This is a genomic window from Pseudomonas sp. lyk4-R2A-8, assembly GCF_030209095.1.
Classification (GTDB): Bacteria; Pseudomonadota; Gammaproteobacteria; order Pseudomonadales; family Pseudomonadaceae; genus Aquipseudomonas; species Aquipseudomonas quebecensis.
In genome coordinates this window covers 110,622-132,000 of the sequence record NZ_JARVSS010000005.1, presented here as the reverse complement: position 1 = coordinate 132,000, position 21,379 = coordinate 110,622, and the positions used below count along the sequence as shown (strand labels likewise).

The following is a 21,379-nucleotide window of genomic DNA, read 5'->3' as shown; positions in this document are numbered from 1 at the left end:
GGGCGGCTAGCCCGCGCCAACGGTGAGTTTGACCTGCACCGGATGCTGCGGGTCTTGGGTCTTCAGTGCGCTTTGTTGCAGGTTCACCTGCACCCCTGGCTGGGCCTTGAGCCGGTCCACGAAGCGAAACGCATCCCCCAGTTGCTTGGCTTCCAGGTCCAGGTGCACGACCTGGGCCTGGGTGTTGACCTCCACGCGGGTCAGGGCGATTTCCTTGGACCAGGCCTGCGCCACGCCATCCATCAGGGCAAACGGCGTGATCTTTTGCCGGGCAAAGCTCGCCAGCTGCTGTTTTTGCTGGGGTGACAAACGGATGGCGGCCTGGATCAGCTGCTCCTGGCGGCGGGTGAGTTGAATAAATTGCTGCTCCAGCACATCGGTCTGTTGCTGCTGCTGCACCATGCGCTGCCAGTGGTGCCAGGTGCTTGACAGCAACAGACCTGCGACCAGCCACAACCCGGCTACCAGGGCACGATGGGTGGGGGTGGGGCGTTGAAAATCAACGCTGGGCGCACGGGGCGCGCGCAGGTGTTGCCAGACACCCGCGAGCCTGGATTTCATGACGGCGACTCCTCCAGCCACGGATGCACGGGCCCCAGGCGATTGTCCACCGGGGCGTTGCTGACAACCCGCGTAGCCGAGGCATGTCGTTCTACCAGCAGGTCGGCGGTGAACAGGTTGTCGTTCAAGGTGCTGCCGGGCAGGGTGGGGATCACGCACACCTGATCGATCATGCCGTGGTGTCGGTACAGGCAACTGAGGCTGCCGGCCTCGGGCACGGCTACCACGCAATCGTCGGGCAGGTGCCGCCAGTACTGCCGGGCGACTGCCGTCAGCACGGGCGCGCAGGTCACCAGCGGCAAGCGGTTGAGCGTGAACAGCTCGCGCAGGTCCTGCAGCACATCCCGTGGCGTGGCGACCGCCAGGCGCGGTTGACCGAAAGGGCTATCGGCGACCTGCACCTGCCAGCGCTCGGCATCGATATTGGCCTGCTGGCCGAACGTCGCCTCGGCGAAGCCTTGCCAGTCCTGTGCGCTGTACAGCTCGGGGTGCCAGGGCAGCATCAGGTAATGCACATGGGGAAAACCCAGCAGCACCGTGGCACGGTCGAGAAACTTCACGCGCCCGCGTGGCGCCTGCTCCAGCAGTTCGGCACAGGCGGCCAGCGGCGCGCCCCGGCGTTGCGCGTGGCAGATGGGCGCGCCGCGCCAGCGGGCCCGCGTGGCCCATTCGGCGGCGTCGCTGTGCAGCCACACCACGTGCTCAATAAAGGGAGATGACACGGTGGACCTCCTTGAGCGTGGTGTCGCCCTGAGCCGCATGGGCCAGGGCAATGTCGCGGATGAACACATGGCCGGCTTCACGCGCCAGTTCACGCAGGGTGGAGGCGGAGCTGCGGTTGAGCAGGCCTTCCTTGATGCGGTCGGTCAGGGTCAATACTTCGGCCAATGCGAGCCGGCCGCGATAGCCGGTGTGGCGACAGGCCTCGCACCCCTTGCCCACGCGGTAATGACCCTGGTTCAACTGAGCCTCGGGCAGTTGGGCGAGGCGGGCAATGTTCGCGTCGGGCGCGGCCTCCTCGGCGCAGTCCGGGCAGACGCGTCGCACCAGGCGTTGGGCGACCACGCCGTTGAGCGCTTCGACGAAACTCGCCGGGTCGACGTCCATGTAGGTAAAACGCTCCAACACGCTGAACGCGCTGTTGGCATGCACCGACGACATCACCAGGTGCCCGGTCAGAGCGGCCTGCACCGCAATGCCGGCGGTTTCACCGTCGCGAATTTCGCCCACCAGGATCGTGTCCGGGTCATGCCGCAGGATCGAGCGCAGGCCGCGGGCGAAGGTCAGGCCCTTCTTGTCGTTGACCGGGATCTGCAGCACGCCGGGCAGTTCGTATTCCACCGGGTCTTCGATGGTGATGATTTTTTTCTCGCCGGTATTGGTCTCCGACAAGGCGGCATACAGCGTGGTGGATTTGCCGCTGCCGGTGGGGCCGGTGACCAGCAGCATGCCGTAGGGCTCGCTGGCCAGGACGCGAATGCGCGCGATAGTGTCGGCGGCCAGGCCCAGGGCCTCCAGGCTCAGGGATTCGCCGCGCTGGGATTTGTCGAGGATGCGCAACACCGCGTCTTCGCCATGAATGCTGGGCATGATCGACACGCGAAAATCCACTTCGCGGCTCTGGATCTTCATTTTGAAGCGCCCGTCCTGGGGCACCCGCCGCTCGCCGATATCCAGCTCCGACAGCACCTTGATCCGCGACAGCGCCTGCTCGGCCATGTCCAGGCCGTTGGCCTGGCCCATCTGCTGCAACACGCCGTCGATGCGGTACTTGATCACCAGGCCGGCGGGACTGGTTTCCACATGGATATCGCTGGCGCGGCTTTGCAGCGCGTCGAACAGCATGGAGTTGACCAGACGCACCACTGGGTTGTCGTCGCGGGCGATGCTGCTCAGGGAAATTTCCTGGGCGGCCTGGCTGATCGGTGCGTCTGGGTCGTCTGCGCCAAACGGCTGCATCACCCGCTGGCTGGCTTCGGCCTTGGTCAACCGGGTCTTGACGGCGCCGGGCAGGCTCATGGCCAGGGGCAATTGGCGCAAGGTGCTGGAGGACTGCAGCCAGTGTCGGCTTGTCAGGGTGAAGGGGTCGCCCAGTACCAGGCACGGCTGGCCCTCGTGGTCCAGGGGCAGCACGTTATGCACCAGTGCCTGAGGCAATGGCAGCAGGTCAAAGCGCCAGTGTTCATCGAGATTTTCCGGGGCAATGGCGAGCATTCCCAAAGTATGGGCGATCGTCGCCAGCTGTTCGGGCGCTGTGTGCAGCACCTCCAGCAGGTAATTGGATACGCTCAACCCGCGTTGCTCTGCGAGAGCCTGCCATTGCCGTGTCTGTTCGCTCATCGCACTACCCCTGAATGGAGCCCGCCAGTTCAAAGATCGGCATGTACAACATGAACACGATCAGGCCAATCAGCCCGCCCACCACCAGCATCAACACCGGCTCGAAGACCTTGCTGAACAGCTCGATGGCGCGCTCCAGCGCCTCATCGTGAAACTGCGCGATGCGCTCGCACATGGCCGCCAATTCGCCGCTTTGTTCACCGACCCGCAGCAGGCGTTCGGCGACGGCGGTGGTCAGTTGGTGACGGGCCAATGACGTGGACAGCGGCTGACCGGACTGGATATCGATCATGGCTTGGCGCAGGGCTGCCTGGCGTTCCACAGGCAGCAGGGCACCGGACAGTTCCACCGCTGTGACCACCGGCATTCCGCCCATCAACAGCATGCCGGCGGTGCGATAAAACCGCGCGAGTACAAACAGCGTGCGCTGGGCGCCCAGGCTGGGAATCTTCCAGAACAGCTCGGCCGCGCGACGTTTGAACGCGGCACTGCGAAACAGCAGCACCAGCGCGACGATTGCCAGCACCAGGCCGATCAGTAACTCCATGCCGCGCGCCTCCACCAGCGCGCCCCACCACACCATCAAACGCGCGGTGGCAGGCAGGTCGTTGACCGCGTCGAACACCGAAGCGAAGCGTGGGATCACGAAGAACAGCAGAAACAGCAGGATCAACGCACCCACGCTGAGCACCACCACGGGGTACATCAGGGCGCCGCTGACGCGTTTTTTCACGCTTTCCAAGTGCGCTTCAAAATGATGGTAGCGGCGCAGGGCCACGGCCAATTGGCCGCTGTGCTCGGAGGACGCCACGGTGGCGATCAACAGCGACGGGAACGTCTGCGGCTTGAGCTGCAGCGCTTTGGATAACGAGTTGCCCTCATACATCGACGCCAGCAGGTCGCTCATCACTTGCCGGTTGATGCCAGGCGGTGCCTTGTCGCGCAGGGTTTCCACGGCTTCCACCAGCACCAGGCCGGCGTCGAGCAGCACCACCAATTCCTGGATGAACAAGCCAAGGGCGAACCTGGACCGCCGGCTCGGTAATTTGAGTTGGCGACGGGCTTTCAACGAGATGACCTGGGCGCCGTCGGCCTGCAATTGCCGGCGCGCCTGGGCCAGGTCGGTGGCTTGCAGATGCAGGGACTGCAAGTGGCCATCGCGGATGATTCGCGCGTCGATGTCGATCATGGCGTTTGCCTGGCCAGTTGCTGGCGCTGCTGCAGCAGCTCGCCGTAATAACGCCACACGGCGCGAGCGTAGCGTGTGCGCCGCGCTTCACGCTCCGGCTTGGCGCCTGCGTTGTAAGCGCCCACGGCCTGCCAGCCATAACCTTTTTCGCGGATGAAACCGGCGAGAATCCATGCGCCGACCATCACGCTGGTGCAGGGTTGCTGGAGCAGGTGCCGTTCGGTGATGCCGAACGCGGCCAGCGCGGGCAAATGGCGGCTGTTGATTTGCATCAGGCCGATATCCTGGCTGCCGTCGGTGTTGATATTGCGCGCGTCAGGGTTGAGGCCGGACTCGACCTTGGCAATGGCATACAGCAGCAGTGGGTCGACGTGGTAGCGGCTGGCTGCCAGTTGCCAGCAGTTGGCCTGGGCTGTACCCGTGAGGCACAGGAGCGTCAGGACCAGCCGCAGCGTGCGCATGTCACAGACCGTACACAATGTCGGCGTAGGTGTTCACACCACCGGCCTTACCGTCGCGGCCCAGCGAGATGATTTCCGCATCGTTGGGCGGGGTGCCGGGGTTCTTGTAGCGATAAGCGTTGCCCCAAGGGTCTGGGGGTAACGTTTTCAAATACGGCCCCTGCCAATTGCCCGCATTGGCGGGCCGCGTGGTCAACGCATTCAGGCCGAGGGTTTCGTCGGGGTAGTTGCCATTGTCCAGACGGTACTGGTTCAAGGCATCGGCGAGGGACTTCATCTGGCCCTGGGCGGTTTGCACTTTGGCCAGTTCAAGGCGGTCGAACATCTTCGGGCCGACGTAGCCGGCGAGCAGGGCGATGATCAGCAGGACGACCAGCAGTTCAAGTAACGTAAAGCCGCCCTGAGGCGGGGCGATAAGCGTGCGTGCGCGCATGGCAATCCTCGACGGTTGGGAGTAACTCTCTGCCGGCCCGTTGGGGAAGCGGGCACCGCCGGTAGGACTGCGTTATAACCATTACTGCTTCCAATTGTAGCGGTGCGCGATATAAGGCGCCGTAAGGCGCCCTATAACGTTTGGCGCTTGCTGTTATCAAGTCAGCGCATATGCCGGTGACTCAAGGAACAACATCCCATGCGCGCTGCCAGAAAGTGGAGCCGGGTTTGCCGGGTTCATTTTCAATCTGCCCGCACCATGCGCCTGCTGATCCCTGTTTGCACCGATACTTCACTCCATGGTTGGAGACTTGTGAGCCGCTGTTGTAGGTGTAGGCAACTTCCGATAGCCACTGAGGGAAACCGTCATTGTGCCCAGCCTTTTTGATCACGAAGGTCGTTTCCTTCTGGCCGTTTTTCCGATTTTGCGCGTCATAAACGCCTAATTTAATGATGTAGTTAGGCTGCGGAGCGCCCGGAACGGGATCGACATACGGGCCCACCTTGAAGGAAAAGGTGCTCTGGTGGTTGGGTGGGGGCGAAGCATGGTCCGAAGCGTTTGTGGACCATATATACGTAAGAGGACCGTTGTGTCCGACTGAGCTTCTGCCGTCGAATGTGACGGTTTCACCTTCTTTGGCTTCGGTTGGGCCTTGGAAGTTGGCAGTAGGAGGGCGTTCATCAGGGGTTTCACCGCCGCCGGTAATGATCGACATCACCTGTTTGTAATGCGGGTTAGTGGCATAGGTTGCATTGGCCTGCGGGTTAGCAGAGTTGAACGTAACCGTACCATTGGCTTTTACGCCGATTTTGGCAATGGCAGGGGGGACCTGGTTGGCTATTTCCAGTCCCCATTTGGCCGGTGCCAAATTATCGGTTCGGATTTTCTGGGTGATATCCACCAATTCCGTTCCTTTGGCATCGACCCCAAAGATCCGGAAGTGGACGGAGTCGCCGACTTTGAGCGATTGCATATCGGGACCGATGTAAGGGCCGATATTTGTCAGCGGGTCCGGAACACCGCCACTTTGGAACCTTACATCTGAACAAGAAATGAAGAACTCGCCATTTGGATCATCCCTGACCCATATTCCTACCACCAATCCATTACCCGATGCGTTGCTGGGGATAGTCCGATTGATCACATAAAAACCTGCAAGCCCGGGGAGCAAGGCGGGTGGGTTCCAATTGGTGTACGCCTTTTCGAGTCTTTCGGGTCCCCCCAAGGCGATTAAATCACTCCATTTCAATACGTCAGTCGCGCTGTTAAAACCAGGCCTGGTTATAAACGCATAAAACGTGCTGGGCACATGAAGAATTGTGCCAACAAGGCGTATAGCCAGTGATTGACCTGGCACTACATTTTCCTTGTACTTTGTCCATAACGGAGTGGGGTAATCCAAGCTGGCTTTTTTCGGATCATTTGCTGCGCATATGTGGCCGTCCGGAATAATGGCCTTGATCTGATCCAACGTCGGATGGTTGATCTCCGGAATCTTCGCAACCTCGTGCCATTGATCGGCGGCAATTGCCCAGTCATTGGTGGAATTGAATGTTTTTGTAAAAGCCTCTCGACAGCCTTCATCTTTAATAGATGAGCCATTAGCAGAGCCCCAGTGTCCTCCCGTTACGTAACAGTTCAAAGCACGGGATGGAGGCGTTTCGACAGCCCCATGCCCCCATCCTGCTGCGGGTGCCAATAACACCGCTGCCAGGACCCACTTGAATAAGTCTCTCGCGTAGCTCTGTAAATTATTCATGCTCTAGTCCACCTTCAATTCAGATAAACAAGTTCCGAACTGCTGGAACGATCAGTGTGTTTACGTCGTTAAGTCATTGAGTCAGCTGATCTCCCATGGGAGCGGTGCGGGTTGCAGGGTTACTCTGTACAGAGCCATACAGAAACACCCACCCTTGATAACTGCCTTGCCCTGTAAAACGTTGGTTAATGACAGAAAAGTTGCCTTGTTTGAACGGTGTGCCTTCGGCCTGGCTGAATACGCCCATGATGGTTTCGCCCGGACCCGCGACCACGCCCCAATCGGTGGTGCCGGTCAGCGGGTCGGTGTAGACCCGGCGCAGATAGCGCTTGATGGTCGGTTGGCGGCGGTCGAGGACCAGATCTTCAAGTGATTTGGGAAAGGTGTTGCCGGCCGCATAGTACAAGCCGATGGCCCGTCGGATTTCATTGCCGCGCGCCAGCAGTTCCAGCTCGCGTTCGCGCTGCAGCACGCTGGACCACAGCGTGCCCACTTCCATCAGCATCACGGCCACTACGGCCACGGTCACCAACATGCCCATGAACACCGAGCCTTGCTGGTGCTGTTTACCAGTCGGCATAGGCGCTCCCGTCATTGGCGGTGCCGGGCGCGCCGCTGCGTACGTCGCCCAGGCCTTGTTCGTCGGAGGGCTGCAGTTGCCAGGTGTCGCGCTTGCCGGTCAGCGGGTCCAGGGGGATTTCACGCAGGTAACGGCGGTCCACCAGGGCTTGCAGGGAGGCGGGGTTTTCACCGTGGTCTTCACGGTATTGATCCAGTGCCTGGCGAATGGTGGAGAGGTTATGGCGCAGCACGGTCTCCTGGGCCTTGGCGTGCTGGCGAAAATATTGTGGCGTGACCAGCGTCATGAGTGTGGCGATGATTGCCATCACCACCAGCAATTCGATCAAGGTAAAACCGCGCTCACCACTGGCTGTATAACGTTCCATTCAAACTCTCCCGTGGGCTGCGGGATGAAACGTCGAATACATCTTCTCCCTCTTGTGGGTTGTCGGCGGTGCTCTTGTAACTGCGCAGTTGCCAGGTCTTTTCCGGCGCAAGTTCGGGGCACTCGCAAAGAGGGTCCCGAGGAATGCGCCGCAGAAAATAGAGTTTGTTGCCCTGCAGGTTGGTTTTGTCGGTGACGCCGTCGACCAATATCCGCAAGGAGGGCGGGTAACCACTGTCGGTGACGCTCTTCTCGATGCGTCCGTCGTCACTGGCTTCTTTGTAGGAATCAATGGCGCGGCGTATCTCTCGCAACGAACGTTGCAAGTCGAGTTCTCGGTCGCGTTTACCCATCAATGCTGTCAGCGGATAAGCCACTGTCGCCAGCGTGGCCAGAAAGGCCAGCGTCAGTAGTAATTCAATCAGCGTAAAACCTTTGGCGCAGTGATGGCTGGGCGTGCCCTGCCACATAACCGTTCTACCTCCCGATCAGGCTGCCAAGGACTTCCGCGTTAACCCAGGCCATGGAATTGACTGCAAAGGTGAGTGTAGATGCAGTGTGTTTTTTGTACAGGTATGCAGTTACCCACAAACGCTGTGAGCGCAGCTGTGGATAAGGTGTTCGTGGGTGCCCACAAGCCTCGTCAATCGAGGGCTACAGGCTCCTGTACGAAAATTGATCAAGCTAAGTCACGGTTTTTTGGTGCTTTTCCGTGTGGATAAAGGTCAGGCATCGGTTGGACTTGCCCCCAAAGTCTGTTGGCGCTTCTGTGGATAAGATGTTCGCTATCCGCTACAGGCCTTATAAAACGGGGTTCTTAATCGTTTGGTTGTTTATTGATCAAATCGCCGCTTAAACCAAAGAATGGCGCTGAAACCCTCGCGTTATGAAGGTTGTGCTCGGTTTTCCACAGCCTGGTAGAAGTTGCCCCCAAAGTCTGTTGGCGGTTCTGTGGATAAGGTGTTTGCGCACCGCTACAGGTCACGGTTTACGTGGCTTATAGGCTTGTGATTAATAAATGATCAATATATTGAGTGAGCCGTCAACTTGAATAAGTCACGGATTTTCTTCAGTTAATTTTGGCCGGCTAGCGCAGTTGCCCACAATTGCTGTGGGTGGGTTTGTGGATAAGTTGTTGGGTAAAGGCTGCAGGGCAGGCTGGCAGTGGCCTGCGAGAGATATGATCAAATGTTGAGCAGTGTGAGGATCAAATGTGGGAGGGGTAAGCCCCTCCCATCTGTTTTTTTGAGCTATGGGTATCGGTTATTCGTGTGCAGCCACGCCTTTGAGGTAAGGGGCTGGGGCTGCGCCGAGGTTGTTCAGCATGCGCTCGCTGTACCAGTCCACGAAGTTCACCACGCCGAACTCATAGGTCTTGGAGTAAGGCCCCGGCTGGTAGGCGGTGGAGTTGATGCCGCGCTGGTTCTCTTCGGCCAGGCGACGGTCCTGATCATTGGTGGCGTCCCACACCTGGCGCATGCGCTCCACGTCGTAGTCCACACCTTCCACGGCGTCCTTATGCACCAGCCACTTGGTGGTCACCATGGTTTCCTGGGCGCTGATCGGCCACACCGTGAACACGATGATGTGATCGCCCATGCAATGGTTCCACGAGTGCGGCAGGTGCAGGATGCGCATCGAGCCCAGATCAGGGTTTTTGATGCGGCCCATCAACTTGGCGCAGCCCTGCTTGCCGTCCAGGGTCATCGACACCGTGCCCTTGAGCAGCGGCATGCGCACGATACGGTTACGCAGGCCGAAGCTGGCGTGGGCATAAGGGATCTTCTCGGCATCCCAGGCGGCAGCGGAAGCGGCCACGTGGTCCTTGAAGGCCTGGTCGGCGCGTGGGTCGGTGACGTCGTCCCATTCCAACAGGGTTTTCAACAGCTCCGGGTGCGACGCGTTGCAGTGGTAGCACTCGCGGTTGTTTTCCAGCACCAGTTTCCAGTTGGCCTTTTCCATCAAGGTGGTCTGCACCGCCACCTTGGTGTTCTCCATGTCGTAGGGTTCCATGTAGTGGTTCAGCGTCGACAGGAAGTCATCGATGGCCGGCGGGTTCTCGGCCAGGCTGATGAAGATGTAGCCGCCGGCGGTCTTCACGTTCACGGGCTTGAGGCCGTACTGCTTCATGTCGAAGTCGGCGCCCATCTCGGTGCCGGCGAACAGCAGGCGACCGTCCAGTTCGTAGGTCCACTGGTGGTAGTGGCAGACCAATTTGGCCACCTTGCCTTTGTCGCTGGTGCACAGGCGCGAGCCACGGTGGCGACACACGTTATGGAACGCATGCACCACGCCCTCGGCGCCACGGATCACGATGATTGGGTTCTTGCCCACCTGCAGGGTCAGGTAGTTGCCTTTGGTGGGAATCTCGCAGGTCATGCCGGCGATCAGCCACTCTTTCTGGAAGATCTCCTGCATGTCGATTTCGAACAGCCGTTCATCAGAGTAGAACGGCTGCGGCAGCGAAAACGTGCGCTCGCGCTCTTGCAGCATTTGCGCGGTGGCCTTGCGTGCGGGTTCCAGCGGATCGCCCAAGCTCAGGGTTGCGGTGACGTCCATCGTGTGTGTCCTCATGGCCATTCTGTGTGGCCGGCGAATAGTGGCTGATCAGGTGTGCAGCAAGGCGTAAACAAAGCGTCGTTGTTGGGAGCGAGTGTGGGGCTGCTGATGTGCCGAACCTTATCCATGAGCGACATGGCCCACTCTGATCCCGACGCGCAAGCCCCGTGGTATGGGGGCTGGTCGCGATAAGTATGTGAATGTCGCAGATAGGTAAATGGGCGGTTCTCGCGTTACGCAGAATCGCCACCATAAGGCCGACGTCGGCGGTGGAGAACAACATGTCCAATAATTTCCTGAATCCGGTAACCACCCAGACCTGGGCCAATGGTCGGCACATCGTCCGTTGCGTCAAAGTCATCCAGGAAACCTGGGATGTGCGCACCTTTTGTTTCATGGCCGACCAGCCGATCCTGTTCTTTTTCAAGCCGGGGCAGTTCGTGACCCTGGAGCTGGAAATCGAAGGCCAGCCGATCATGCGTTCGTACACCATCTCCAGCTCGCCGTCGGTGCCCTACAGCTTTTCGGTGACCATCAAGCGCGTGCCGGGCGGCAAGGTGTCCAACTGGCTGCACGACACGTTGCATGAAGGCCAGGAGCTGGCAGTGCATGGGCCGGTCGGGCTGTTCAACGCCATCGATTACCCGAGCCCGAAGGTGCTGTACCTCAGCGGAGGTGTGGGTATTACGCCGGTGATGTCGATGGCGCGCTGGTTCTACGACACCAACGCCAATGTCGACATGACGTTTGTCCACAGCGCCCGCTCGCCCAAAGACATCATTTATCACCGCGAGCTGGAGCACATGGCATCGCGGATCGACAACTTCAGCCTGCACCTGATCTGCGAGAAGCATGGCCTGGGCGAGCCCTGGGCCGGGTATCGCGGCTACCTGAACCACAAGATGCTTGAGTTGATGGTGCCAGACTTCCTCGAGCGCGAAGTGTTCTGCTGCGGCCCCACACCGTACATGAGCGCGGTGAAACGCCTGCTGGAGGCGGCCGGTTTCGACATGACGCGCTACCACGAGGAGTCTTTCGGCGCCACGCCACCCGAAGCGCGGGCCGACGCCGTGGAGCAAGCTGAACAAGCTGCCGACGCGCCGGAAGTTGACCTGGCGGATCTGCACCAGGTGGAGTTCATCGCCTCGGGCAAAAGCATCCGCGTGGCGCCGGGCGAAACCGTGCACGCGGCCGCCGCCAAGCTTGGCCTGATGATCCCCAAGGCCTGCGGCATGGGTATCTGCGGTACGTGCAAGGTGATGAAGCTGGGCGGGGAAGTAGAGATGGAGCACAACGGCGGGATTACCGAGGAAGACGAGGCCGAAGGCTACATCCTGTCGTGCTGCAGCGTGCCGAAGGGTGATGTGCGTATCGAGTTCTGAGCGTAGATCGTTCCCACGCTCCGCGTGGGAATGCAGCCCGTGACGCTCCGCGTCACAAGATGCACAAGGTTCGAATCTTGCGTGCTTGGCGGGACGCGGAGCGTCCGGGGAGGCATTCCCACGCAGAGCGTGGGAACTAGGTTCACTGGGTTCTGAGCGTCGATCGTTCCCACGCTCCGCGTGGGAATGCAGCCCGTGACGCTCCGCGTCACAAGATGCACAAGGTTCAAGTCTTGCGTGTTTGCCAGGACGCGGAGCGTCCGGGGAGGCATTCCCACGCAGAGCGTGGGAACGAGGTTCACTGGGTTCTGAGCGTCGATCGTTCCCGCGCTCCGCGTGGGAATGCAGCCCTTGACGCTCCGCGTCACAAGGTGCACAAGGTTCAAGTCTTGCGTGTTTGCCGGGACGCGGAGCGTCCGGGGAGGCATTCCCACGCAGAGCGTGGGAACGAGGTTAATCGGCTTCTGAGCGTCGATCGTTCCCACGCTCCGCGTGGGAATGCAGCCCGTGACGCTCCGCGTCACAAGATGCACAAGGTTCGAATCTTGCGTGCTTGCCGGGACGCGGAGCGTCCGGGGAGGCATTCCCACGCAGAGCGTGGGAACGAGGTTCACTGGGTTCTGAGCGTCGATCGTTCCCACGCTCCGCGTGGGAATGCAGCCCGTGACGCTCCGCGTCACAAGATGCACAAGGTTCAAATCTTGCGTGCTTGGCGGGACGCGGAGCGTCCATGGAGGCATTCCCACGCAGAGCGTGGGAACGAGGTTAATCGGCTTCTGAGCGTAGATCGTTCCCATGCTCCGCGTGGGAATGCAGCCCGTGACGCTCCGCGTCACAAGGTGCATAGAACTTGATGTTCAGTGCCAGTGCTGGATGTCGATCAATCCTTGCATCCCTGAGTAGTCGCGAGCGCTGGAATACCGCCAGTGTTCTGCCTGATCCACATATCCTCGCTTCACCGGGTTGTGGTGGATGTAATCCAGCTTCTGGCGCATCACGGCGTCGCTATACACCAGCTCGGCATGTGAGCCTTCCTGCCACAGTTGATAAACCCGATCGGCTTTATGCGCACGTTTGCTGAAGCGCAGGCGCCGCAATACGCGCTCAGCGCCTTTACTCTGCAGGTCATCGATGATGGTACGGGCAGTGAAGGATTTGAATTGGCTGACGCACTTGCCCAAGTCAGGCGCTTGAGCGACGAAATGCAGGTGGTTTTCGAGGACGACGTAGGCGTAAAGGTTGAGCGCCTCATGGCGTTGTTGATATCGCCAGCAATCCAGGAGATGGCCGACGATGTAGTCGCGGGTAAACAGCGGTAGCCACTCCATGACGGTACAGGTCAGGAAATGCGGCTTCTCGGGTTCGGTGATGACATAGCGGCTTCTACCCATGGAATCATCCTTGGACAGGCGTGTGGCCCGGACGCGGAGCGTCCGTGGAGGCATTCCCACGCTGAGCGTGGGAATGGTCAGAAGGTTACTGGGCGTAGAGGTGGACTACGAAGTGCTGACCTGATGCTGTCAATTCATAGACTTTGTCATAGATCCTCAACGTCCTCGACGGCTCGCGGATGGTGTCGCCGATTTGGGCGGTCTTTCTGAACTCATCCCAGTCGATCACCGTGGTGCTGACACTGCCGTCGCTTTTGAGCATATTGCCGTTGCTTTGATATTCCATGATCAAACCTCTTCTGGATTTCCGTTTCCAGCCGATTGTCGGCGGGCGGTTGTGCCCGAAAGGTCGGCCGCTGCAGCGACCGTTTCCTTGCGGGTTCCAAGAGGCTAGCCAATGAAAACCCAGCGCGCTGCTGTCGGAAATACCAGATAACAGACTCGGCATTGCGCCAGTATTCGCCAAGCTCAGGCGTTCATCACTTCCCTGATATCCGCAGCCAGTTCTCTTACGCGTTCCTCTTCGGTATCCCACGCACACATAAAGCGCGCCCCACCTTTGCCGATGAAGGTGTAGAAGCGCCAGCCTTTTCCCGTCAGTGCGGCGATGGCGGGTTCCGAAAGCTGCAGGAACACGCCATTGGCCTGCACGGGGAACATCAGTTCGACGCCGGGAATATCGGCCACCAGGCTGCTCAGCAGTTGCGCGCAATGGTTGGCGTGGCGTGCGTGCTTGAGCCAGGCGTCGTTTTCCAGCAGGCCCACCCAGGGGGCGGACAAGAAGCGCATTTTCGAGGCCAACTGACCCGCCTGTTTGCAGCGGTAATCGAAGTCTTCGGCCAGCTTGTGGTTGAAGAACAGGATCGCTTCACCCACGGCCATGCCGTTCTTGGTGCCGCCAAAGCACAACACGTCCACCCCGGCTTTCCAGGTCAGGTCGGCCGGCGAGCAGCCGAGGAACGCACAGGCGTTGGCGAAGCGCGCGCCATCCATGTGCAGGTTCAGACCCAGTTCCTTGCAGGTGGCGCTGATGGCGCGGATTTCTTCGGGGGTGTACACGCTGCCGACTTCAGTGGCCTGGGTCAGGGTGACCACACGCGGTTTGGGGTAGTGGATGTCCTGTCGCTTGAGGGCGATCTCGCGGATCGATTCCGGGGTCAGCTTGCCGTTTTCGGTACGTGCGGTGAGCAGCTTGGAGCCGTTGGAGAAAAACTCCGGCGCGCCGCATTCATCGGTTTCGACGTGGGCGGTTTCCGAGCAAATCACGCTATGGTAGCTCTGGCACAAAGACGACAGCGCCAGCGAGTTGGCGGCGGTGCCGTTGAAGGCGAAGAACACTTCGCAGTCGGTTTCGAACAGGTTGCGGAAACCGTCGGCGGCGCGGTGGGTCCATTCATCATCGCCATAGGCGCGCTGGTGGCCGTGGTTGGCTTGTTCCATGGCGGCCCAGGCTTCCGGGCAGATGCCGGAATAGTTGTCACTGGCGAATTGTTGGCTCTTGTCGGTCATGGCCCGTTCCTGTGGTCGATGTTGGTGCGCACTGTAACCAAGATTGTTGGGCGCGCGCACGCTCTGTAAATGCAAAGTCATTGGGGATTTATGCACAGCGCTCACGCCTTGCCTGTCGGACCCGTCCGAGACGGCGCCCTGGACCTGCTCAAGTGGCTGGCGCTGCTGAGCATGGTGCTCGACCACCTGCGTTATGTCGGTTTGAGCCTGGATGGCCTGTATGTGCCGGGGCGTCTGGCGTTTCCGTGGTTTTGCCTGGCGATTGCGGCGAACCTGCATCGGGTCCGAAACGCGCCGGTAAGCGGTCAATGGCGCTACCTGGGGTGGTTGCTGCTGTTCAGTGTGATCAGCGAAGTGCCGTATCGCTTGTTTATCGAGGATGCCGATACGTTGAACGTGCTGCCCACCCTCGCACTGGGCCTGCTGGTTGCACGAGGATGGCAGCAGAAGACCACCATTGATCGAGGATTGGCGCTGATTGCCCTTGCCTTGGCGGCGGTGTTCTCCAGTCAGCTGATGTTCGGTTTTTTTGGCGTATTGCTGCCGCTGGCGATGTTGCTGGTGTTTCGCCTGCCCTGGTATTTCAGTGTGTTGCCAGGATTGGTCTGCGTGGCCGCCAATCAATGGCAGATCCTGCTCAATAGCGGCACAGCGGTGGCGCTGTTGGGGTTGGTCGCGTGCCTGATTGCGCCACGGGCGGGCTTAGTCTTATTGCGACATGCCCACCGCACCTCGCCGCCAGCAATGCGCCGCTGGGCCTACGCCCTGTATCCCATGCACTTCCTCCTGCTGCTGCTCCTGCGCCACATCATTGCCTAACCCCCTCCCACATTTATTCCGTGTTGTTTGAACAATGTCGTAAACGCACCTTTGCGTGGCGTGCGCAGGCATTTGACCTGTCTGCACCAGCCCTACCATCGCATCAAAGGGCCCTGCGAGGGCCTTAACAAGACGAAAGGCTGGGAGAGACGCGATGTTCAGCAAACAAGACCAGATCCAGGGATATGACGACGCACTGCTGGCGGCGATGAATGCCGAGGAGCAGCGCCAGGAAGATCATATCGAGCTGATCGCGTCAGAGAACTACACCAGCAAGCGTGTGATGCAAGCACAAGGCAGCGGCCTCACCAACAAGTACGCCGAAGGCTACCCAGGCAAGCGCTACTACGGCGGCTGCGAGCATGTGGATAAAGTCGAGGCCCTGGCCATCGAACGCGCCAAGCAACTGTTCGGCGCCGATTACGCCAACGTACAGCCGCACTCCGGTTCGTCCGCCAACAGCGCCGTGTACCTGGCGCTGATCAATGCCGGCGACACCATCCTCGGCATGAGCCTGGCCCACGGCGGTCACTTGACCCACGGCGCCAAGGTGTCGTCCTCGGGCAAGCTGTACAACGCGGTGCAGTACGGCATCAATACCGACACCGGCCTGATCGACTACGACGAAGTCGAGCGCCTGGCGGTGGAACACAAGCCGAAGATGGTGGTGGCCGGTTTCTCCGCCTACTCCAAGACCCTGGATTTCCCACGCTTCCGTCAGATCGCCGACAAGGTGGGCGCGCTGCTGTTCGTCGACATGGCCCACGTCGCCGGCCTGGTCGCCGCCGGGTTGTACCCGAACCCGCTGCCGTACGCCGATGTGGTCACCACCACCACCCACAAGACCCTGCGCGGTCCGCGTGGCGGCCTGATCCTGGCCAAGGCCAACGAAGAGATCGAGAAGAAACTCAACGCCGCCGTCTTCCCCGGTGCCCAGGGCGGCCCGCTGATGCACGTCATCGCCGGCAAAGCCGTGTGCTTCAAGGAAGCGCTGGAGCCCGGCTTCAAGGCCTATCAGCAGCAAGTGATCGACAACGCCCAGGCCATGGCCAGCGTGTTTATCAAGCGCGGCTACGATGTAGTGTCCGGCGGCACCGACAACCACCTGTTCCTAGTCAGCCTGATCCGTCAGGGCCTGACCGGCAAAGAGGCGGATGCCGCTCTCGGTCGCGCCCACATCACCGTCAACAAGAACGCGGTGCCGAATGACCCGCAGTCGCCGTTCGTGACCTCGGGCCTGCGCATCGGCACCCCGGCGGTGACCACGCGTGGTTTCAAAGTGCCGCAGTGCATCGAGCTGGCCGGCTGGATCTGCGACATCCTCGACAACCTCGGCGACGCCGATGTCGAGGCCAACGTGGCCAAGCACGTGTCTGCCCTGTGCGCTGATTTCCCGGTTTATCGCTGAGCGCGGTTTTGGAGTAATGACTATGCAACGCTACTCGGGCTTCGGCCTCTTCAAGCACTCACTCAGCCACCACGAAAACTGGCAGAAGATGTGGCGCACGCCGACCCCGAAAAAGGTCTACGACGTGGTCATCGTCGGCGGCGGCGGGCATGGTCTGGCGACTGCCTACTACCTGGCCAAAGAGCACGGCATCACCAACGTGGCCGTGGTCGAAAAAGGCTGGCTGGGCGGCGGTAACACCGCGCGCAACACCACCATCGTGCGTTCCAACTACCTGTGGGACGAGTCGGCGCACCTGTACGAACACGCGATGAAATTGTGGGAAGGCCTGTCCCAGGACCTGAACTACAACGTGATGTTCTCCCAGCGTGGCGTCTACAACCTGTGCCACACCCTGCAGGACATCCGTGACTCCGAGCGTCGCGTCAGCGCCAACCGTCTCAACGGTGTGGACGGCGAACTGCTCAACGCCAAGCAGGTTGCGGACGAAATTCCGTACCTGGATTGCTCGAAAAATACCCGCTACCCGGTGCTCGGCGCCACCGTGCAAAGGCGCGGCGGCGTGGCCCGCCACGATGCCGTGGCCTGGGGCTTTGCCCGCGCCGCCGACGCACTTGGCGTGGACTTGATCCAGCAGACCGAAGTGATCGGCTTCCGTAAGGAAAATGGCGTGTGCATCGGTGTGGAAACCAACAAGGGCTTTATCGGCGCCAAGCGCGTCGGTGTAGTGACTGCCGGTAACTCCGGTCACATGGCTTCGCTCGCCGGTTTCCGCCTGCCGATCGAATCCCACCCGCTGCAAGCACTGGTGTCGGAGCCGATCAAGCCGATTATCGACAGTGTGATCATGTCCAACGCCGTGCACGGTTACATCAGCCAGTCCGACAAGGGCGACCTGGTGATCGGCGCCGGTATCGACGGCTACAACGGCTACGGCCAGCGTGGTTCGTACCCGGTGATCGAGCACACCATCCAGGCCATCGTCGAGATGTTCCCGGTGCTGTCGCGCGTGCGCATGAACCGCCAGTGGGGCGGCATCGTCGACACCACGCCGGATGCGTGCCCGATCATCTCCAAGACCCCGGTACCGAACATGTTCTTCAACTGCGGTTGGGGCACCGGTGGCTTCAAGGCCACGCCGGGCTCAGGCAACGTATTTGCCGCGAGCCTCGCCAAGGGTGAAATGCACCCGTTGGCCGCACCTTTCTCCATCGACCGTTTCCACAACGGTGCGTTGATCGACGAACACGGCGCCGCGGCCGTCGCCCACTAACAGGAGAAACTCCCTATGTTGCATATCTTCTGTCCTCACTGTGGCGAACTGCGCTCCGAAGAGGAATTCCATGCATCCGGCCAAGCGCACATCCCGCGCCCGCTGGACCCGAATGCCTGCACCGACGCAGAGTGGGGCGACTACATGTTCTTCCGCGACAACCCCCGTGGCCTGCACCACGAACTGTGGATTCACGCCGCCGGTTGCCGCCAGTACTTCAACGCGACCCGCGACACCGTGACCTACGAAATTCTTGAAACCTACAAGATCGGTGAGAAGCCTCAGTTCACCGCCAAGGCCTCTGGAGAGAAGGTATGAGCCAGATCAATCGCCTGTCCAACGGTGGCCGGATCGACCGTAATAAAGTCCTGACCTTCAGCTTCAACGGCCAGAGCTACAAAGGCTTCGAGGGCGACACCCTGGCCGCTGCTTTACTGGCCAACGGCGTCGATATCATCGGCCGCAGCTTCAAATATTCGCGCCCGCGGGGCATCTACGCCGCCGGCGCCGAAGAGCCGAACGCCGTGCTGCAGATCGGCGCTACCGAGGCCACGCAAATCCCTAACGTGCGCGCTACGCAACAGGCGCTGTACCAAGGGTTGGTTGCCACCAGCACCAACGGCTGGCCGAGCGTCAACAACGACATGATGGGCATCCTCGGCAAGGTCGGCGGCAAGCTGATGCCACCGGGCTTCTACTACAAAACCTTCATGTACCCGCAATCGTTCTGGATGACCTACGAGAAGTACATCCGCAAGGCTGCCGGCCTTGGTCGCTCGCCGACCGAGAACGATCCGGACACCTACGACAACTTCAACCGACACTGCGACGTGCTGGTGGTCGGCGCCGGCCCTGCGGGTCTCGCCGCCGCACTGGCCGCCGCGCGCAGCGGTGCCCGCGTGATCCTGGCCGATGAGCAGGAAGAGTTCGGTGGTTCGCTGCTCGATTCGCGCGAAAGCCTGGACGGCAAACCGGCCACTGAATGGGTGGCCAGCGTTATCGCCGAATTGAAAGCCCTGCCGGACGTGGTGCTGCTGCCCCGCGCCACCGTCAACGGCTACCACGACCATAACTTCCTGACCATTCACGAGCGCCTGACCGACCATCTCGGTGACCGCGCGCCCATCGGCGTGGTGCGTCAGCGTATCCACCGTGTACGTGCCAAGCGCGTGGTGCTGGCCACCGGTGCGTGCGAGCGTCCGCTGGTGTACGGCAACAACGACGTGCCGGGCAACATGCTCGCTGGTGCGGTTTCCACCTACGTGCGCCGCTACGGTGTGGCGCCAGGTAAAAAACTGGTGCTGTCGACCAACAACGACCACGCCTACCGCGTTGCATTGGACTGGCTGGATGCGGGCCTGCAAGTGGTGGCGGTCGCTGATGTGCGCCACAACCCACGCGGCGCGCTGGTGGAGGAAGCCCGCGCCAAAGGTATTCGCATCCTCACCGGCAGCGCTGTGGTCGAAGCCCGTGGCACCAAGCGCGTGACCGCTGCGCGTGTCGCCGCGATTGACGTCAAGGCGCATAAAGTCACCAGCCCCGGCGAGTGGCTGGACTGCGACCTGGTGGCCAGCTCCGGCGGCTACAGCCCGGTGGTTCACCTGGCCTCGCACCTGGGCGGCAAGCCGACCTGGCGTGAAGACATTCTCGGTTTTGTACCGGGCGAAGCGCCGCAAAAACGCGTGTGCGTCGGTGGTATCAACGGCGTCTACGGCCTCGGCGATTCCCTGGCCGATGGTTTTGAAGGCGGCGTGCGCGCCGCCAGCGAAGCCGGTTTTGCCCCGGTGGAAGGCACCCTGCCAAAGGCCTTGAGCCGTCTGGAAGAGCCAACACTGGCCGTTTACCAAGTGCCGCACGACAAGCCGACCGCACGGGCGCCGAAGCAATTCGTCGACCTGCAGAACGACGTCACCGCTGCCGCCATCGAACTGGCCACCCGCGAAGGCTTCGAGTCGGTCGAGCACGTCAAGCGCTACACCGCGCTGGGCTTCGGCACCGACCAGGGCAAGCTGGGTAACGTCAACGGCCTGGCGATTGCCGCGCGCTCGCTGAATGTGACCATCCCGCAGATGGGCACCACCATGTTCCGTCCCAACTACACGCCGGTCACCTTCGGCGCCGTAGCGGGCCGGCACTGTGGGCATATCTTCGAACCGGTGCGCTACACCGCGCTGCACGCCTGGCACGTGAAGAACGGCGCCGAGTTTGAAGACGTCGGCCAGTGGAAACGCCCGTGGTACTTCCCACGCAACGGTGAAGGCCTGCACGCTGCGGTGAAACGCGAATGCCTGGCCGTGCGCGACAGCGTCGGCCTGCTGGATGCGTCCACCCTCGGCAAGATCGACATTCAAGGCCCGGATGCCCGTGAGTTCCTCAACCGCATCTACACCAACGCCTGGACCAAGCTTGACGTGGGCAAGGCGCGCTACGGCCTGATGTGCAAGGAAGACGGCATGGTCTTCGACGACGGTGTGACCGCGTGCCTGGCTGACAACCACTTCCTGATGACCACCACCACCGGCGGCGCTGCCCGCGTACTGCAGTGGCTGGAAATCTACCAACAGACCGAATGGCCGGACCTCAAGGTGTACTTCACCTCGGTCACTGACCATTGGGCAACCATGACCCTGTCCGGCCCCAACAGCCGCAAGCTGCTGGCGGAAGTCACCGACATCGACCTGGACAAGGACGGCTTCCCGTTCATGACCTGGAAAGAAGGGTTGGTGGGCGGTGTACCGGCGCGGGTGTTCCGTATCTCGTTTACCGGTGAGTTGTCGTATGAGGTCAACGTGCAGGCCGACTACGCCATGGGCGTACTGGAACAGATCGTCGCCGCTGGCAAGAAGTACAACCTGACCCCTTACGGCACCGAGACCATGCACGTACTGCGGGCCGAGAAGGGCTTCATCATCGTCGGCCAGGACACCGACGGCTCGATGACCCCGGACGACCTGAACATGGGCTGGTGCGTAGGCCGTACCAAGCCGTTCTCGTGGATCGGCTGGCGCGGCATGAACCGTGAAGACTGCGTGCGTGAAGAGCGCAAGCAACTGGTGGGCCTCAAGCCGATCGACCCGAATGTGTGGCTGCCGGAAGGCGCGCAACTGGTGCTCGATCCGAAGCAGACGATCCCGATGAAGATGGTCGGTCACGTCACCTCAAGTTATGCGCACAACTCCCTGGGTTATTCGTTTGCCATGGGCGTGGTGAAAGGCGGCTTGAAGCGCATCGGCGAACGGGTGTTCTCGCCTCAGGCCGATGGCAGCGTGATCGAAGCGGAGATTGTGTCTTCGGTGTTCTTTGACCCGAAAGGCGATCGCCAGAACATTTGACACCTGATCGTTCCCAC

20 protein-coding genes are annotated in these 21,379 nt (G+C 60.8%); 6 read left to right on the top strand and 14 right to left on the bottom strand.

Annotated features, from left to right (window positions below; translation table 11 throughout):
• Window positions 1–6: 6 nt before the first annotated feature.
• The 11 genes from QRN10_RS06710 to gbca form a co-directional block, all read right to left on the bottom strand.
• The gene (locus tag QRN10_RS06710) at window positions 7–561 is read right to left on the bottom strand and encodes a hypothetical protein (RefSeq protein WP_253509652.1); all 555 of its coding nucleotides are present in this window, start codon (window positions 559–561) and stop codon (window positions 7–9) included.
• Window positions 558–1,283: a hypothetical protein gene (locus QRN10_RS06705; RefSeq protein ID WP_285428054.1), complete on the bottom strand. Its 726-nt coding sequence runs from the start codon at window positions 1,281–1,283 to the stop codon at window positions 558–560. The genes QRN10_RS06710 and QRN10_RS06705 overlap by 4 nt, the downstream gene beginning before the upstream one ends.
• Window positions 1,264–2,901, bottom strand: coding sequence for a GspE/PulE family protein (locus tag QRN10_RS06700; RefSeq protein ID WP_285428053.1), 1,638 nt, complete (start codon window positions 2,899–2,901; stop codon window positions 1,264–1,266). Before QRN10_RS06700 ends, QRN10_RS06705 begins: the two co-directional genes overlap by 20 nt.
• A 4-nt stretch (window positions 2,902–2,905) precedes the next feature.
• Window positions 2,906–4,090, bottom strand: coding sequence for a type II secretion system F family protein (locus QRN10_RS06695; RefSeq protein ID WP_253509650.1), 1,185 nt, complete (start codon window positions 4,088–4,090; stop codon window positions 2,906–2,908).
• Window positions 4,087–4,551, bottom strand: coding sequence for a transglycosylase SLT domain-containing protein (locus QRN10_RS06690; RefSeq protein ID WP_181080725.1), 465 nt, complete (start codon window positions 4,549–4,551; stop codon window positions 4,087–4,089). Before QRN10_RS06690 ends, QRN10_RS06695 begins: the two co-directional genes overlap by 4 nt.
• A gap of 1 nt (window position 4,552) precedes the next feature.
• Entirely contained in the window at window positions 4,553–4,984 is a 432-nt protein-coding gene (gene gspG / locus QRN10_RS06685; RefSeq protein ID WP_285428052.1) for a type II secretion system major pseudopilin GspG, read from the bottom strand.
• A gap of 181 nt (window positions 4,985–5,165) precedes the next feature.
• Window positions 5,166–6,743 (bottom strand): lytic polysaccharide monooxygenase, encoded by a 1,578-nt coding sequence (locus QRN10_RS06680; RefSeq protein WP_253509648.1) that lies wholly within the window; start codon window positions 6,741–6,743, stop codon window positions 5,166–5,168.
• A gap of 73 nt (window positions 6,744–6,816) precedes the next feature.
• The gene (locus QRN10_RS06675; RefSeq protein ID WP_266247166.1) at window positions 6,817–7,323 is read right to left on the bottom strand and encodes a type II secretion system protein; all 507 of its coding nucleotides are present in this window, start codon (window positions 7,321–7,323) and stop codon (window positions 6,817–6,819) included.
• Window positions 7,310–7,690 (bottom strand): type II secretion system protein, encoded by a 381-nt coding sequence (locus QRN10_RS06670; protein ID WP_181080729.1) that lies wholly within the window; start codon window positions 7,688–7,690, stop codon window positions 7,310–7,312. The genes QRN10_RS06675 and QRN10_RS06670 overlap by 14 nt, the downstream gene beginning before the upstream one ends.
• Window positions 7,665–8,159 carry a prepilin-type N-terminal cleavage/methylation domain-containing protein gene (locus QRN10_RS06665; RefSeq protein ID WP_285428051.1) on the bottom strand — a complete coding sequence of 165 codons (495 nt, stop codon included), beginning with the start codon at window positions 8,157–8,159 and terminating at the stop codon, window positions 7,665–7,667. Before QRN10_RS06665 ends, QRN10_RS06670 begins: the two co-directional genes overlap by 26 nt.
• 793 nt (window positions 8,160–8,952) lie before the next feature.
• Window positions 8,953–10,248: a glycine betaine monooxygenase oxygenase subunit gene (gene gbca / locus QRN10_RS06660; protein ID WP_253509646.1), complete on the bottom strand. Its 1,296-nt coding sequence runs from the start codon at window positions 10,246–10,248 to the stop codon at window positions 8,953–8,955.
• 281 nt (window positions 10,249–10,529) lie between these two features.
• Here gbca and gbcB point away from each other — a divergent pair, with 281 nt between their 5' ends.
• Window positions 10,530–11,630: a glycine betaine monooxygenase reductase subunit gene (gene gbcB, locus QRN10_RS06655; protein ID WP_181080731.1), complete on the top strand. Its 1,101-nt coding sequence runs from the start codon at window positions 10,530–10,532 to the stop codon at window positions 11,628–11,630.
• An 857-nt stretch (window positions 11,631–12,487) separates the two neighbouring features.
• On the opposite strand, the gene QRN10_RS06650 is transcribed toward gbcB, so the two are convergent.
• From QRN10_RS06650 to QRN10_RS06640, 3 genes are all read right to left on the bottom strand, one after another.
• The gene (locus tag QRN10_RS06650) at window positions 12,488–13,021 is read right to left on the bottom strand and encodes an REP-associated tyrosine transposase (RefSeq protein ID WP_285428050.1); all 534 of its coding nucleotides are present in this window, start codon (window positions 13,019–13,021) and stop codon (window positions 12,488–12,490) included.
• A gap of 85 nt (window positions 13,022–13,106) precedes the next feature.
• Window positions 13,107–13,307, bottom strand: a complete 201-nt coding sequence (locus tag QRN10_RS06645) for a hypothetical protein (RefSeq protein ID WP_181080173.1) — start codon at window positions 13,305–13,307, stop codon at window positions 13,107–13,109.
• Window positions 13,308–13,489: 182 nt separating this feature from the next.
• Window positions 13,490–14,530, bottom strand: a complete 1,041-nt coding sequence (locus QRN10_RS06640; protein WP_253509645.1) for a threonine aldolase family protein — start codon at window positions 14,528–14,530, stop codon at window positions 13,490–13,492.
• 90 nt (window positions 14,531–14,620) lie between these two features.
• Between QRN10_RS06640 and QRN10_RS06635 the strand changes: the two genes are divergently transcribed.
• The 5 genes from QRN10_RS06635 (at window position 14,621) to QRN10_RS06615 (ending at window position 21,362) form a co-directional block, all read left to right on the top strand.
• Window positions 14,621–15,349, top strand: coding sequence for a TraX family protein (locus tag QRN10_RS06635; protein WP_285428049.1), 729 nt, complete (start codon window positions 14,621–14,623; stop codon window positions 15,347–15,349).
• A 154-nt stretch (window positions 15,350–15,503) separates the two neighbouring features.
• Entirely contained in the window at window positions 15,504–16,757 is a 1,254-nt protein-coding gene (gene glyA / locus QRN10_RS06630) for a serine hydroxymethyltransferase (protein ID WP_181080176.1), read from the top strand.
• A 22-nt stretch (window positions 16,758–16,779) separates the two neighbouring features.
• Complete coding sequence (locus tag QRN10_RS06625; RefSeq protein WP_010207084.1) at window positions 16,780–18,030, top strand: sarcosine oxidase subunit beta; 1,251 nt, start codon at window positions 16,780–16,782, stop codon at window positions 18,028–18,030.
• 15 nt (window positions 18,031–18,045) lie between these two features.
• Window positions 18,046–18,348, top strand: coding sequence for a sarcosine oxidase subunit delta (locus QRN10_RS06620; RefSeq protein WP_065885450.1), 303 nt, complete (start codon window positions 18,046–18,048; stop codon window positions 18,346–18,348).
• Window positions 18,345–21,362, top strand: a complete 3,018-nt coding sequence (locus QRN10_RS06615; protein WP_285428047.1) for a sarcosine oxidase subunit alpha — start codon at window positions 18,345–18,347, stop codon at window positions 21,360–21,362. The genes QRN10_RS06620 and QRN10_RS06615 overlap by 4 nt, the downstream gene beginning before the upstream one ends.
• Window positions 21,363–21,379: the final 17 nt, after the last annotated feature.